At 48.8% G+C, this 244-nt stretch carries 1 protein-coding gene; it reads right to left on the bottom strand.

The features are described from left to right. On the bottom strand, positions 1 to 244 hold a 244-nt coding region (locus tag AAEY78_RS14600), incomplete at both ends, for a thioesterase family protein (protein WP_352340177.1).

The raw sequence follows: 244 nt of genomic DNA, 5'->3' as shown, positions 1-244 counted from the left end.
ATGTGGACCCCTTGTTCATTATGTAACTCCATCCGACAAACTGATACGCGATTACCCGCTCGGATAACACTGCCTGTGCCAGTGAAGACTTCACCGCGACCCGGACGAAGAAAGTCGACGCGCATATCGATAGTGCTTAAGGTGGTTAAACGTTGTTGTAATTCCTCTATTGTCCAATTTTCTTTACTGGCAACTAGCCCAGCAAATACCGTGAGCCCGCCGACAACATCGAGTAAGGTTGCTG

This window comes from Psychrobacter sp. 16-MNA-CIBAN-0192, from assembly GCF_040309565.1.
Lineage (GTDB): Bacteria > Pseudomonadota > Gammaproteobacteria > Pseudomonadales > Moraxellaceae > Psychrobacter.
The sequence above is the reverse complement of the archived record's forward strand: the minus strand, read 5'-3'. Positions and strand labels throughout refer to the sequence as shown.